The 14,519-nt window shown below is 29.9% G+C and carries 13 protein-coding genes; 4 read left to right on the top strand and 9 right to left on the bottom strand.

Features of this window, described 5'->3' with window-relative positions; all coding sequences use genetic code 11:
• The first annotated feature begins 3 nt into the window (after positions 1-3).
• The 4 genes from SY27_RS11810 to hflX all read left to right on the top strand — a co-directional run bounded on the left by SY27_RS11810 (position 4) and on the right by hflX (position 6,141).
• Complete coding sequence (locus tag SY27_RS11810; RefSeq protein WP_045970537.1) at positions 4-2,853, top strand: TonB-dependent receptor; 2,850 nt, start codon at positions 4-6, stop codon at positions 2,851-2,853.
• Positions 2,854-2,864: 11 nt separating this feature from the next.
• Positions 2,865-3,497, top strand: a complete 633-nt coding sequence (locus SY27_RS11805; RefSeq protein ID WP_045970536.1) for a choice-of-anchor J domain-containing protein — start codon at positions 2,865-2,867, stop codon at positions 3,495-3,497.
• Between the two features lie 3 nt (positions 3,498-3,500).
• Positions 3,501-4,814 carry a DUF5689 domain-containing protein gene (locus SY27_RS11800; RefSeq protein ID WP_045970534.1) on the top strand — a complete coding sequence of 438 codons (1,314 nt, stop codon included), beginning with the start codon at positions 3,501-3,503 and terminating at the stop codon, positions 4,812-4,814.
• A 103-nt stretch (positions 4,815-4,917) separates the two neighbouring features.
• The gene (gene hflX, locus SY27_RS11795; protein WP_045970532.1) at positions 4,918-6,141 is read left to right on the top strand and encodes a GTPase HflX; all 1,224 of its coding nucleotides are present in this window, start codon (positions 4,918-4,920) and stop codon (positions 6,139-6,141) included.
• 48 nt (positions 6,142-6,189) lie between these two features.
• Here hflX and SY27_RS11790 read toward each other — a convergent pair whose 3' ends face one another.
• The 9 genes from SY27_RS11790 to sufC form a co-directional block, all read right to left on the bottom strand.
• Entirely contained in the window at positions 6,190-7,101 is a 912-nt protein-coding gene (locus SY27_RS11790; protein WP_045970530.1) for a DUF3078 domain-containing protein, read from the bottom strand.
• A gap of 89 nt (positions 7,102-7,190) precedes the next feature.
• Positions 7,191-7,703, bottom strand: a complete 513-nt coding sequence (locus SY27_RS11785) for a DUF2480 family protein (protein WP_045970528.1) — start codon at positions 7,701-7,703, stop codon at positions 7,191-7,193.
• A gap of 8 nt (positions 7,704-7,711) precedes the next feature.
• On the bottom strand, positions 7,712-9,547 hold the full coding sequence (locus SY27_RS11780; RefSeq protein ID WP_045970526.1) for an ABC transporter ATP-binding protein: 1,836 nt from the start codon (positions 9,545-9,547) through the stop codon (positions 7,712-7,714).
• A 76-nt stretch (positions 9,548-9,623) separates the two neighbouring features.
• Positions 9,624-9,947, bottom strand: a complete 324-nt coding sequence (locus SY27_RS11775; protein WP_045970524.1) for an SUF system Fe-S cluster assembly protein — start codon at positions 9,945-9,947, stop codon at positions 9,624-9,626.
• Positions 9,948-10,003: 56 nt separating this feature from the next.
• Positions 10,004-10,423, bottom strand: a complete 420-nt coding sequence (locus SY27_RS11770; protein ID WP_045970522.1) for a SufE family protein — start codon at positions 10,421-10,423, stop codon at positions 10,004-10,006.
• Positions 10,424-10,425: 2 nt separating this feature from the next.
• The gene (locus tag SY27_RS11765) at positions 10,426-10,935 is read right to left on the bottom strand and encodes a hypothetical protein (RefSeq protein WP_052705308.1); all 510 of its coding nucleotides are present in this window, start codon (positions 10,933-10,935) and stop codon (positions 10,426-10,428) included.
• A gap of 18 nt (positions 10,936-10,953) precedes the next feature.
• Positions 10,954-12,174, bottom strand: coding sequence for an aminotransferase class V-fold PLP-dependent enzyme (locus SY27_RS11760; RefSeq protein WP_045970520.1), 1,221 nt, complete (start codon positions 12,172-12,174; stop codon positions 10,954-10,956).
• A gap of 149 nt (positions 12,175-12,323) precedes the next feature.
• Positions 12,324-13,640, bottom strand: a complete 1,317-nt coding sequence (gene sufD / locus SY27_RS11755; protein WP_045970518.1) for a Fe-S cluster assembly protein SufD — start codon at positions 13,638-13,640, stop codon at positions 12,324-12,326.
• 122 nt (positions 13,641-13,762) lie between these two features.
• Entirely contained in the window at positions 13,763-14,512 is a 750-nt protein-coding gene (gene sufC / locus SY27_RS11750) for a Fe-S cluster assembly ATPase SufC (protein ID WP_045970517.1), read from the bottom strand.
• Positions 14,513-14,519 lie beyond the last annotated feature (7 nt).

Raw genomic sequence — 14,519 nt, 5'->3', positions numbered from 1 at the left:
TCTATGAAAAAACTTGTATTAAGTACATTATTAGTACTACAAGCTGTTTTTGTTTTTGCTCAACAAAACCCTGCCTTAAAAGGTTCAGTAGTTGATTCCAAAACTCAAAAACCATTACAAAACGTTGTTGCTACAATCCAAAGCACAAATCAATCAGTAGTTACTGATTTTGAAGGGAATTTTTCTTTCAAAACATTACCTTCAGGTAAACCTGTGCTATTTATTAGCTCAACTGGTTACAAAACGCAAACCTTTGCACTAGAGCCTACAGAAGGTGAGACTTTAGATTTAGGTATTATTGTTCTTGAAGAAGATATTACTACTGAGCTTCAACTAAGTTTAGTAACAATAACTGAAAATGATTTAGGAGATGACAACACTGGTTCAGAAAGTACCTCTGGTTTATTACAAGCCTCAAGAGATACTTATCAACAGGCGGCAGCTTTTAATTGGGGGCAAGCTCGTTTCAGAATTAGAGGTTTAGACAATCAATATGGAAATACAATGATTAATGGTATTTCTATGAACAAAATTTATGATGGAAGACCACAATGGAGTAATTGGGGTGGTTTAAATGATGCTACTCGTAATCAAGAATTCACAATGGGTTCTACTCCTTCTGATTATACTTTTGGTAGTATATTAGGAACGCAAGAAATCAATACAAGAGCTTCTTTTTACAGACCTGGAAACAGATTAACAATGTCTGGGACCAATACAAATTATAGCTGGAGAGCAATGGCAACTCATGCATCTGGTTTAGACAAAAACGGATGGGCTTTCGTAGTCTCTGCATCAAGAAGATGGGCTCAAGAAGGTTATTTTGATGGTACCGATTATAGCGCAAATTCACTTTTCGCAAGTGTTGAGAAAAAATTCAATGATAAACACAGTTTAAACTTCACTTCTATCTACGCTCAAAATAGCCGTGGAAAATCATCACCAAACACACAAGAAGTTACCGATATAATGGGAGTTAAATATAACTCTTATTGGGGATGGCAAGATGGTCAAAAACGTAATTCAAGAGATAAAGACATTGCAGAACCAATTAACATGTTATCTCATTATTGGAAAATTACTGAAAAAACAACTTTAAATACAAATGTTGCTTACCAAACAGGAACAATTGGAAATACAAGAATTGATTTTCAAAATGCAAATAATCCAGACCCTACTTACTATAGAAACTTACCTAGTTACTTTTTAAATCAACCTCAATTATGGAATGATCCAGTAACAGATGCAAATGGAAACCCAGTACTAGACGGAAATGGAAATCAAGTTTACCAAAATCAAGATGCAATAAATGCCTTATCTTATTTTAAAGCCAATCCACAAATTAACTGGAATGCAATGTACATTGCAAATCAAAATTCATCTAATGGAGGAAGAAGTGTTTATGCACTTTATGAAGACAGAACAGATGATTCTCAATGGAGTGCGAACTCTATTATTAATTCAAGTTTATCAGATAACATAAGTTTAAATGGAGGAGTAAATTTCAAAAGATTAAAATCTCATAATCACCAAAACTTATTAGATTTAATGGGTGGAGAATATTTCTCTGATATTGATCCTTTTTATACAGGAAGCAATGCTCAATCTGACTTAAACAATCCAAACAGACAAGTTCGTGAAGGAGATACTTATGGATACAACTATAATCTATTTGCTACTATCTTAGATGGTTTTACTCAATTCAAATTTAACTATAACAAGTTTGATTTTTATTTAGCTCAAAGTTTTTCAAGAACTGAATACCAAAGAGAAGGATTATACAGAAATGGAATTTATGCTGATAATTCATATGGAAAAGGAGACAAAGTAACCTATGAAAACTTTGGTTTTAAAGGAGGTTTAACTTATAAAATAAATGGTCGTCATCTATTAGACTTTAATGGTTTATATATGACAAAAGCACCAATAATGCGTAATGTATTTTCTAACGCACGTTTAAACAATAATATTACACCTAATTTAACTAATGAAGATATTGTAGCTGCTGATGCAAGTTACATCATAAGAACACCTAATCTTAAAGCTAGATTAACTGGATTCTATAACAAAATCTCAAATAGCTCTGAAATTTCATTCTTTTATGCAGAAAGTATAGGAGATGTTTCAGGTGATGAAGATTCTTTCGTAAGTGAAATCGTAACTGGACTTGACAAACAATCAATTGGTGCAGAATTAGGTCTTGAATATCAATTAACTTCTACAATTAAAGCAACTGCTTCTGCTTCATACGGTCAATATATTTATTCTGACAATGCAAAACTTGTAACAAATGATGATGGAAGAGCTGCAAACGGTTTAAATCCACTAAAAGATTTTGGAACAGTTTATATTAAAGATTATCGTCAACCTGGAGTTCCTCAACAAGCTTATTCATTTGGTTTAGAATATCGTGACCCTCACTACTGGTGGATTGGAGCAAATGTAAACTACCTATCTGATAGTTATATCGATGTTTCAAGTATATTAAGAACAAATAATTTCGTTATTGATCCAGATCCAAATAATACAAATGGTTATAGTTTCCCAGGAGCAACAGAGCCAAATGTTAGAAATATTTTAAAACAAGAGAAGTTTGATGGATTTACATTAGTAAACGTTGTTGGTGGAAAATCTTGGAGAATTAGTTCTAAAAACAGAAATACTTTTGGTTTTTTCGCCTCAATAAACAACATATTTGATGTAACTTATAAGACTGGTGGCTTTGAACAATCAAGAAAAGCAACATATCCTGATTTAGTTGCAGATCAAGCAAATGGAACTCCTTCATTTGGATCAAAGTATTTTTACGGATATGGAAGAACATTCTTTGTTAATTGCTATATTAATTTCTAAAAAAATTGATTATGAAAAAAATATTTAAAAACATATTCATTGCAACTGTAATACTAAGCATTACTACAAGCTGTGTAAAAGATGATGATTATGATGTTGTTACAGATTATATTCCTGTATTAGTAGGAAATAATTTTGAAAATGAGAGCAGAGGAAGTGGTTCTAATGAAGTTGCAGTAAATTTATCTGGATGGTTAAACGTAGCTGTTGAAGGTTCAAGATTATGGCACGTTAGACAATTTGATGGAAATCAATATGCTGAATTTTCTTCCTTTTTTTCTTATAATGACCCAAATGATGATATTTGGTTAATTACTTCAAAAATGGATTTCGCAGCTACTCCTGATTCTGAAAGTCTAACTTTTGACACAAAGAAAAGAATTTCAAATTCTGCTGAATTTAAAGTTTTAATTTCTACTGATTTTGATGGAAACAAAGATAACATCTCAACTTCAACATGGGAAGAATTAGATTTTATCTCACCTGATTCTGACGATGTTTTCGTAAATAGCGGAATAGTTAATTTATCCGATTACCAAAACAGCAACAATGTTTATGTCGCTTTTCGTTATATCGGAAGCAAAGCTAATGGTGCAACTACAACATTTCAAATAGATAATATTAGAATTTTTGAAAATAAATAAACTATGAAGAAGTTTAAAATAATTTTAACAACGGCTCTATTCACAACACTATTTAGTTGTGTAAATGGAGATGATTATGGAACACCTGATTTATCAAATGAATGTGTTACCCTAACAACAACTAAAGAAGTGATTGATATTACTTCTACATCTCAATCTAATCATCAAGAATGGACAGGAGAAGATATTATTGAAGCTTATGTAACATCAAGTGATGAAGGTGGAAACTTCTATAAATCAATATCATTAGTTTCAACTGATGGAAATATTGGATTTAGTATTCCAGTTGATGCATATAATTTATATACAAAATATGAACCAGGAAGACTTGTATATATTAACATGAAAAATCGTTATTACCAAATAGACAATAGCGCTACAGTTATTGGTTCATTATATGACGGTGGTGATATAACTAATCCAAACAATGATGACGTTGGTAGAATATCGGGTGTAGAATATGAAGATATTATACTACGTTCATGTTCAAATGTAAATGAAGATGATTTAGTAAATCACGTTACAATTGCACAAGCATCAAGTAATCAATATATTAATAAATTAATTGAGTTTGATAACGTTCAATTTACTGATGCTTCATTAAATCAAAACTATTATGATACTGATGTATTTACAATAGGTGGCGGAACAAATCATCAAATAACAGATGAATTTGGAAACACAATAACAGTACGTGTAAGTGAGTTTGCTACTTTCGCAGGAGATCAAATACCTAGCGGAAATGGTAAAATAAGAGGTGTATTAACAAAATTTGGTAACACTTGGCAGTTTATGATAAGAACCCTAAACGATATACAACTTAACAATCCTAGAATTGTTCCATTATTTGAGGAATCTTTTGATACTAATTTTTCTAATTGGACAAATTATAGCGTATCAGGAGCACAACAGTGGTACTTAGCTACATATGGAAATCCAGCTCCTTCTGCAGCTATTAGTGGTTATAGTGGTGGAGCTAATAATGCAAATGAAGATTGGTTGATTTCACCTGCAATAGACTTAAGTACTGTTTCAACTGCAACTCTTACTTTTGAAACAGCTTCAAGATATAGTGGAAACTTATTAGAAGTAAAAATATCAACAAATTATGCTGGATCTGGTAATCCGAACTTGGCAACTTGGTCAGATTTATCAGCTACTTTAGACACAAACACTGGGAGTTTTATTTGGACAAACTCAGGCCCAATTAACCTTTCTTCTTATACAGGAAGCAATATTTATTTAGCTTTTAAATATACTTCTACTGCATCTGCTTCTAGAACATGGGAAGTTGATAATATTAAAATAGAAGAATAAATTATTTTTATCCTCCTTAAATAATTGTATAAAAAAACGCCCAGAAATTCTGGGCGTTTTTTTATGCTAAATAATTGTACTTTTGTAATCATAAAGAAAGACTATGTTAGAAATAGAAAAACATGAATTTGAGAAAACAGCCATCGTAGGTATTGTTACTCAAAACCAAGATGAAGAAAAACTAAGAGAATATCTAGATGAATTAGAATTCTTAACCTATACTGCTGGTGGAGAAGTTGTAAAACGTTTCTCTCAAAAAATGGACAAACCAAATCCAAAAACGTTTGTAGGAACTGGTAAATTAGATGAGATTAATTACTACATAAAAGACAATGATATCAAAACAGTAATTTTTGATGATGAATTGTCTCCTTCTCAATTAAAAAACATTACAAAAGAATTAGACTGTAAAGTTTTAGACAGAACTAATCTTATCCTAGACATTTTTGCACAACGAGCTCAAACCTCTTACGCAAGAACACAAGTTGAATTAGCACAATGTCAATATTTACTACCTCGTCTTACAGGAATGTGGACACACTTAGAACGTCAACGAGGTGGAATTGGAATGCGTGGTCCTGGAGAAACAGAGATTGAAACAGATAGACGTATTGTAAGAGACCGAATCTCCTTATTAAAAGAAAAAATAAAAACGATAGACAAGCAAATGTCTGTTCAAAGAGGTAACCGTGGAGCAATGGTTAGAGTAGCCTTAGTAGGTTATACTAACGTTGGAAAATCTACTTTAATGAACGCTATTGGAAAAAGTGATGTATTTGTAGAAAATAAATTATTTGCAACATTAGACACAACTGTTCGTAAAACCGTAATAAAAAATTTACCTTTTCTTTTAAGTGATACTGTTGGTTTTATTAGAAAATTACCCACTCAATTAGTAGAATCTTTTAAAAGTACTTTAGATGAAGTAAGAGAAGCTGATTTATTACTTCATGTAGTTGACATTTCTCATCCTGATTTTGAAGATCATATTTCTTCTGTAAACGACATCTTAAAAGAAATTAAAAGTGATAATAAACCAACTATAATGGTTTTCAATAAAATTGACGCTTACAATCCTATATATTTTGATTATGATAATTTAGAGATTGAAAAAGAAGCAAAGCATTATACATTAGATGAATGGAAACAAACTTGGATGAATAAAATAGGCGAAAATAACGCCTTGTTTATTTCTGCTACAGATAAATTAAATTTTGAAGAATTTAGAGAAAAAGTATATGAAGCTGTTAGAGAAATTCATATTACACGTTTCCCTTATAATAAATTTTTATATCCTGAATATAAAGAAGCAATGGACACCGAATAAAAAAAGACCTCAATTGAGGTCTTTTTTTTAGATATAATCTATTTTCTTTTAAAATCCGTAGTTGAACCCTAAACCAAATACTTCTCTGATTTGAAAAGCTCCAATTGCATTATCATCATAAATAGCTTGAAAAGCAACATTAGTAGATATATATTTATTAATTTTCATTACTAAATTCATTTGATAATCAATATCAACATTTTGAGGGTTATCTAAATAATTAGAATATAAATTTAATATGTTTTCCATTGAAACATTTTCCATAATATTAAATTTATAATATGCATTTACAGCCGCACCAAATTCAAAACGAGATGTTTTCCCTTGATCAACACCAAATGCAGAACCAAACTCTGTAAAATGTTTATGAACAAATATTAAACGTGAAGTAGCTGGAGCTAAATTTACTTTTAGATTATCACTTTTTTTCCATAACATACCTGGTCCAGCTTGTAAATATGCTGGAGAGAAAAAATGAGATATTTTTGTATAAGTAGTAACATTTGTAACTGCATCTGTTTCTTGAAGAAAACCAGAGTCCATTTGAGTTTTAAAGTTTAAAAAACCTGAATAAAACCAATATCCTTTTGCTTTCTTACCTATTAAAGAAGTAAATTCTAAACGATCATCTGATTTTGTTGTAGGTTGATCTTTTAATTTGGTTAAACCATAAGCAGCAATAAATTTATTATCCCAAATCATTTCAGGAGTTTTATAATTAAAGTCGTAATTTAATCCTGCATTCCCTGCAACATTACTTGTTCCTCCTCCAAGCCATTCATTATTAAAAGCTGATTGATTAAAAAGCAAAACAAAATTACCGGCCTTCTTCCATCCTACATAAGATGTATCTACTGCTTTTTTAGCAGCTTCGGACGTAACATTAATTAGTTCACCTTCTGTTTTTTGAGCAAAAATATTTACTGAAACAAAAATTAATAATAATAAGATTTTTTTCATACGTTGTCTATTTATAAATTTTAATTTTCAAATTAAAATCAAAGATTATGCCAACAAAAGTACGAATATTTGAATAAAAGAATAACTATTTACTTCAAATTAGATTTATACAAAGGCACGGCAGAACAAGCTTCACCAAACATTACACTCTTTGAAAAAGGATATAATTTTTGAATTGCCAATGTGTAAATTGCATTTGGAACAGGTTTTTTAGAACATCCTTTTAAAATAACTGGTTTATCTTGATAATTTGAAAAATCAATTGATTCTAAAACTTTATTATAATGAAGTAATAAATAATCATGCTCATTTCCGTGTATAATTTGTTTGGCAAAAGGAATTAAATATGAAGCTACTAAAGCAAAAGTCCATGCAGGTAATATTGCATCTGTACTACAAAAAAGAACTATTCCTTTTTCTGAATAAATTGACCAATCAAATGATTTTAATAGCTCTCGAAAATCTTTTTCTTTCAAAATAAAACCTTCATAAAGCCACTGAGAAATATCTATAGTAACGATTTCTTCTTTTGGAAAATAATCTTCTAAATCAAAAACTTCAAGCTTACTATTTGCTACTTTATTTATAATATCTTTTTCCATACTATTTTTTATTGATATCCTTCTGCTTGAAGGGTAAATAATTCTGCGTACAATTTATTATTTTTCATGAGTTCTTCATGGGTTCCTGCTTCTAAAATTTTACCGTTTTCTAAAACTAAAATTCTATCTGCTTGACGAACAGTACTAAAACGATGTGATATAATTACACTTGTTTTATTTTCAATTAAATGTATAAAGCGTTCAAAAACTTCACTTTCTGCTTTTGCATCAAGAGCCGATGTTGGCTCATCTAAAATCATTACCTCAGCATTTTTCATATATGCCCTTGCTAATGCAATTTTTTGCCATTGTCCACCAGATAATTCCTGACCTTTTACAAAACGTTTTCCTAATTGTTGTTCATAGCCTAAAACTAATTCAGAAACTACTTCATCTGCCAAACTAAGTTTTGCTGCTTTTTCAATTCGTTCAATATTTTGAATTTCATCAATCTTTCCAATTGCAATATTTTCTTTAACCGTAAATTCGTAACGAAAAAAGTCTTGAAATAAAACACCAAAAAAAGCTTGATAATCGCTTTTATTATATCGATTTATATTGACTCCATCTAACAAGATTTCTCCTGAAGTAGGTTCATAAAAACGAAGTAATAACTTTGTTAAAGTTGTTTTTCCTGCTCCATTTTGTCCAACAAATGCAATTTTTTCTCCTGCATTTATAGTAAAACTTATATCTTTTAATATTTGATGTTCTGATTCTGGATATGCGAAATAAACATTTTTAAACTCAAATCCTTTCTGAATTGTTTTTGGCAACGGAATATCTTCGCTATGCTTTGGTTCGGAAGAAATATCGATAAAATCAAAATAATCTTTTAAATATAAGGCGCTTTCAGAGATTCTAGTAAACTTTGAAAAAAAGTCTTGCAAACTTTTCATTAATCGATTAAAACTTCCTGATAAAAACGTTAATTCACCTAATGTAATTACACCAGATAAAACACGATAGATAATAAAAACATAAGCAGCATAATAACTAATAGAACCTAAAACATTAAATAAAAAACCATAACTTGATCTTTTAATAACTAATTTTTTATTTAGATTAAAATACCTATTCGCTAAAACTTGAAAGCGTTCGACTACAAAATCAGTCAACCCAAAAAGTTTTATCTCTTTTGCTGTTTTATCATTAGCTCCTATAAACCGAAGATAATCTAATTCCCTTCTTTCAGTTGTCCAACTTCTGGCTAATGAATATTGTTGTTGACTAAAGCGTACTTCATTAATAAATGATGGAATAATACTCAATATTAATAAAATAATTAAATACGGTTCAAAATAAATTAACCCTGCAATTAAGGTAATAATCGAAATTGTTGTTTGAGCCTGACCTAAAACATTTGACATTAAATCAACACGACCCATTGTTTGAGTTCTTGCTCTTTCTAGTTTGTCATAAAATTCAGAATTTTCAAGAAGGCTAATATCTATTTCATTAGTCTTTTTAATAATTTGAATTGAAGTTTGAATGTTATACTGATCTCCTAATATTCCATCTGTTAACGAAATAGCTCTACTAACTAAATCTGACAAAACAATCAGAATAAACTCTATTACAACATACTTCCAAAGTTCTGAATAATCTGTTTCTGAATTTGTTGTAATTCTTATAATTTCATCAATTATAATTTTACCAATCCATAGAATTATTACTGGAAGAAGAGCAGCAATTAGTCTACAAAAAGCAGATGCAAAAAACAATTTTTTATTTGTCTTCCAAATTTCTTTAAAAAAACGAGGTATAAAAAAAAGCGAATTAAAAGTAGATTTTAATCCGATTTTTTGATTGTCGTTTAAAGATTTTGGTTGAAAACGTGCCATTTTTAGTATTCAGTAATAGTGTTCAATACTCTCAACAACAAATGTTAATGGAATACAGAACACTATTCTCTGGATTTTAAAGCATTCCTAATTCTAATTTTGCTTCTTCACTCATTAAATCTTTACTCCATGGTGGATCAAAAGTGATTTCTACTTCACAAGTTTTTACCTCATCAATAGATTTTACTTTTTCTTCAACTTCTAAAGGTAATGATTCTGCAACAGGACAATTAGGTGATGTTAGTGTCATTAATATTTTTACATCATTATCTTCATTAATCATCACATCATAGATTAATCCTAATTCATATATATCAACTGGAATTTCTGGATCATAAATGCTTTTCAAAACCTTTACAACGTTTTCTCCTAAATTAATTGTATCGTTAAATTCTTCCATTTTTTATTACTTTCAATATTTAGAAATAATTTCTAAATTACATGTTTTTAAATTAATTATTGTTTTGCTTGAAATGCTAAAGCGTACATTTTTATTTGCTTTATCATTGATACTAATCCGTTAGCTCTTGTTGGAGATAAATGTTCTTTTAACCCTATTTCATCTATAAAATTAGTATTTGCTTCTAAAATTTCTTGAGGTGTTTTATTAGAAAAAACACGAATCAAAATAGCTATAATTCCTTTTGTTAAAATGGCATCACTATCAGCAGTAAAAACGATATTTCCATCATTCACTTCTCCATGAACCCAAACTTTAGATTGACATCCTTTAATAATATTTTCTTCAGTTTTATATTGTTCATCAATTAATGGTAACGTTTTTCCTAATTCTATTATATATTCATAACGTTGCATCCAATCATCAAACATAGAAAATTCATCTATAATTTCTTCTTGTATGGCTTCTATTGTCATCCTTATTTATTTTTATTAGCTATTTCTAATATTGTATTTACTAGTTTTTCAATATATTTAGGTGGAGAACCTCCATCAAAATCTGGTGTTTGATAAACTTGGTCACCTCTTGTTATTTTTAAATTTGTCATTGGAGCTCCATCAAAAAAACGCTTTTCTGTAGGTGCTTTTAAATTCGGTAATTCTTCTAAATCAATTTCTTTATAGGCCGCTTCTAATGCTTGAATATCTTCTGCACTTAATACTGAAGAAACGGGTTTTCCTTCTGAAGAATTTTTAACATAAAGCTTAGTTGCATCAACTGTTATCTTATTGAAATAACCTCTAGACATTGATTCATACTCAAATAACGGTAAACTCTGAATTGTAGTCATTTCACTGTTTTTTTCTAATTCTATTTCTTTTTCAGTATTTTCTTTTCCTGATACCAAAGTAGCTTCTGTTGCTTTCTTCTGACAATTACAACTTGATAGTGTAATTATTAATGCTGATAGAATAGTAATTGCTTTCATGTTTTATTTGTTGTTTGTTTATGATAACATCATTTTTGCTTTTTTTACGGCTTCTACAAATATATCAATTTCTTCCTTAGTATTATAAAATGCAAAACTAGCCCTTATTGTACCTGGTATTTTGTAAAAATCCATTATAGGCTGCGCACAATGATGTCCTGTGCGCACCGCTATACCTAGTTTATCTATAATCGTGCCAATATCATAAGGGTGAATTCCATTAATATTAAATGAAATTACGGATGCTTTCTTTGTTAAGTCTTTTGGTCCATAAATAGTAACTCCTTCAATTTCTTGAAGTTTCTCTGTTCCATGTACTAATAATTCATGCTCATAAGCCGAAATATTATCAAACCCAATTGCATTCATATAATCTATAGCTGCACCAAAAGCAATTCCACCACAAATATTTGGTGTTCCTGCTTCAAATTTATGAGGCAAATCTGCATACGTTGTTTTTTCAAACGTTACAGTTGCAATCATTTCTCCTCCACCTTTATAAGGAGGTAATTTTCGCAACCATTCTTCTTTTCCATACAACATTCCAACACCTGTTGGACCACACATTTTATGAGCAGAAGTCACGTAAAAATCAACATCTAATGCTTGAACATCTGGTTTCAAATGAGGACAAGCTTGTGCTCCATCAATTAAAACAGCAGCACCAACTTCATGTGCTTTCTTTATAATATATTCTATTGGATTTAAAGTACCCAAAGCATTTGAAATATGATTACAAAAAACTAGTTTCGTTTTATTTGAAAGTAATTTATCATATTCCTCCATAATTAATTCACCTTCTAAACTCATCGGAATCACTTTCAAAATAGCACCTGTGTTTTCACAAATCATTTGCCAAGGCACAATATTACTATGGTGTTCCAATGCAGAAACAATAATTTCATCTCCTTTTTGTAAAATTGATGCAAAGCCATTCGCAACCAAATTTATACTTTCTGTCGTTCCAGAAGTTAGAATTATTTCGTAGTTATGCTTTGCATTAAAATGCTTTTGAATTTTAAAACGTGCTTCTTCATAAGCGTCTGTTGCTAATTGACTAAGTGTATGCACTCCACGATGAATATTAGCATTATATCTTGAATAATAATCAACAATAGTATCTATTACTACTTGAGGAGTTTGAGAAGTGGCACCGTTATCGAAATATATTAAAGGTTTTCCATTTACTTGCTGAGAAAGAATTGGAAAATCAGTTCTTATTTTTTGAACATCAAACATGTTAAATCAATTTGAGTACAAATTTACAACTTGATTATTTAAAATTGGAATAAATAAAGGTTAAAAAACAAATATCACAATTATAAAATAAAAAGTGTTTCCTAGTTTAGGAAACACTTTTTATAAATATATATAATGCTTTTATTAAATTACAACTCAAATCCCATTTTAACGCCTAACTTGGTAGCTATAATTTTTGTGATTCTTTGTTTTAATTCTGGTATTTTTATACTTTCAATTACTTCATTAGAAAAAGCATACATTAACAATGCACGGGCTTCTTTTTTAGGGATACCACGTTGTTGCATGTAAAACATAGCGCCTTCATCTAATTGGCCAATTGTGCAACCATGAGAACATTTTACATCATCTGCAAAAATTTCTAATTGCGGTTTAGCATTAATTGTTGCCTTTTCACTAATTAGAATATTATTATTTTGCTGAAAAGCATCTGTTTTTTGTGCCTCTTTTTCAACATATATTTTACCATTAAACACACCTGTTGAACTATCTCCAAAAATACCTTTGTAATTTTGATGACTTTCGCAATTTGGTTGTGCATGATGCACTAAAGTAAAATGATCAACGTGTTGTTTATCTCCAATAATTGTAATTCCTTTCAAAGTAGAATCTATTCGTTCTCCTTGATGATAGAAATTCAAATTGTTTCTTGTGATATTTCCTCCAAAAGAGAAAGTATGAACAGCTACTCTACTTTCTTGTTTCTGAGCAATGTACGTATTATCAATTAAGTTAGCCGTTTGTACATCATTTTGGATTTTATAATAATCTACATTAGCTCTTTTTTGTGCAAAAATTTCTGTTACAGAATTTGTTAAAACTGGGTTCTCGTTTAAGCTTTGATGACGTTCTATTATTTGAACATGTGCATTTTCTCCAACTACAATTAGATTTCTTGGTTGTACCATTAAGGCTGCTTCTGTTCCCGTAGAAAAATAAACTATTTCAATAGGTTTATCTGCAACTTTACTTTTTGGTATATTAATAAAAGCTCCTTCTTGCGCAAATGCTGTATTTAATGACGTTAATGATTCGTCCTTTTTAGCTATTTGATTGAAATATGTTTCTAGAACTAATCTATATTTTGGTTTTGTCAACACTGATGATAACAAACAAACATCGATTCCTTCATGTGTTGTTGAAGATAAAAATGAGCTGAATTTACCATCAATAAACACTAATTTATAAGTATCTATTTCGTGAAGAAAATATTTTTTTACTGCTGGAAATTCAATTGCATTTTCATGTTTCGGAAAAACAGAAAAATCATTTTTCAACACAGCATTTAATGAAGTATACTTCCATTCTTCTTCTTTTTTAGTAGGAAATCCTTTAGCTTCGAAGTTTTTTATAGCTTGGTTACGTACATCATGTAAATTAGAATCCATGTCTATTTTTTCTTCTAATGCAATGTATGACGAAAGTAATTTATCTTTTAAATCCATTTTTTTTGTCTTAAAATTGAAAGTCTTTTTTAAAAATTTGGGTTTTCAGTAATTTCATGATTTTTCTTGCTTTTAGTCAAGAACTATTCCTTCAAATTATCGAACCTCTCCTTTTTGAGACTTTACACTAATTCTGCTTTTATCCAGTCATATCCTCTTTCTTCCAACTCTAAAGCTAAAGAAGCATCTCCAGATTTAACTATTTTTCCATCCATTAAAACATGAACAAAATCAGGAACAATATATTCTAATAATCGTTGATAATGCGTAATTACAACAACAGCATTATCTTTACTTTTTAATTTGTTAACTCCATTTGCAACAATACGTAAAGCATCAATATCTAATCCAGAATCCGTTTCATCAAGAATAGCTACTTTAGGTTCTAACATTGCCATTTGAAAAATTTCATTACGTTTCTTTTCTCCTCCAGAAAACCCTTCATTTAAAGAACGAGAAAGGAATTTTTTATCCATTTCTAACAATTCTGATTTTTCACGTATTTTCTTCAACATTTCATTAGCAGGCATATCTTCAAGTCCTTTTGCTTTTCTACTTTCATTGATAGCTGTTTTGATAAAGTTAGTTACCGAAACACCTGGAATTTCAACAGGATATTGAAAAGACAAGAAAATCCCTTTATGTGCTCTTTCTTCTGGTGCTAATTCTGATATTTCCTCATCATCAAGAAAAATTTCCCCTTCAGAAACTTCATAATTTTCATTTCCAGCTATAATAGAAGATAGCGTTGATTTTCCAGCACCATTTGGTCCCATTATAGCATGTACTTCGCCTGCCTTAACTTCAAGATTTATACCTTTTAATATTGCTTTATCTTCAACTGAAGCGTGTAAATTTTTAATTTGTAACATTGTCTTT

The organism is Flavobacterium sp. 316, assembly GCF_000967805.1.
GTDB lineage: Bacteria > Bacteroidota > Bacteroidia > Flavobacteriales > Flavobacteriaceae > Flavobacterium > Flavobacterium sediminilitoris.
This window is presented reverse-complemented; position numbering and strand designations above follow the sequence as displayed.